Source organism: Streptomyces sp. NPDC001781 (assembly GCF_053596035.1).
On sequence record NZ_JBSFFI010000116.1, the window covers coordinates 1 to 1,010 of the forward strand.

Genomic DNA, 1,010 nt, shown 5'->3' on the forward strand with positions numbered 1-1,010 from the left:
GCCGACGATGACGGCGGCGATGATCGGCGTGATCATGATGGCGGTGAAGGCGGAGAGGTACTTGCGCATCACGAGCAGCATGAAGCTGCCCAGGGTGGCGAAGCCGAGTACGGCGAGCATTGTTGCTCCTTGGGGCGGCGCTCGGGGCGCGGCGGGTGGCAGGGTGCGGGCGCGCACCCGCGCAGGGCTGAGGGCCGGACGTGCGAGAGGGCGGACTTGAAGCTGCGGCTCAAGAGGCGCGGGGGCACGACCAGTTGCGGCTGACCGGTTTACCGGTTGGCCGGTAGGTAACTAGACTCCTGGCTGATTCGTCAATAGCCACGTTCGATCGATGCGCCTCCGAAGCCCCCTGGGGCACCCTCGGCGGCCTACGCCGGACCCGCCCCGCCGAAACGAGGAAATCCATGGCAGAACTCTCCAGAATCACGGTCGAGCCGCGCGAGCCGCTGGCCGCCGAGGTGTCCCAGCGACTGATCGACTACCTGATGTCCGGGGAGGTCCAGCCCGGTGACCGCATTCCCTCGGAGCGGCAGCTGACCGAGATGCTCGGGGTCAACCGGCCCACCGTGCGGGAGGCCATCAAGTCCCTCGGCTTCCTGGGCCTGCTGGAGATCCGGCAGTCCAGCGGGACGTACTTCCGGGGCACCGACTCCGACGTGCTGTACCGGCTCTTCGAGCTCGGCCTCGTCCTCGGCGAGCGCGGCGCGAAGGACATGCTCCAGGCGCGCACCGAGCTGGAGGTCGTCGTCGCGGGACTCGCCGCCGAGGCGCGCGACGAGTCGGGGGTGGCACTGCTGCGCGCCCGACTCAAGGCGATGCACGAATGCCCCGACGAGGAGTTCGCCGAGGCCGACACGGCTTTTCACGCGGCCCTCGCCGAACTGTCCGGCAACTCGGTACTGCGGGACATGCTCAAGGGCATGCGCGCGATGATCCAGCGCGGCTGGGTCGAGCGGACCGGAGCGGTACGCACCCGGAAGATCGCGTACGACGACCACGTGCCGATCTTC

General features: G+C 68.9%; 1 protein-coding gene. It reads left to right on the forward strand.

The window, feature by feature from the left end:
• Nucleotides 1-404: 404 nt before the first annotated feature.
• The coding region (locus ACWCV3_RS29095; RefSeq protein ID WP_451230400.1) for a FadR/GntR family transcriptional regulator at nucleotides 405-1,010 on the forward strand (606 nt) is incomplete at its 3' end.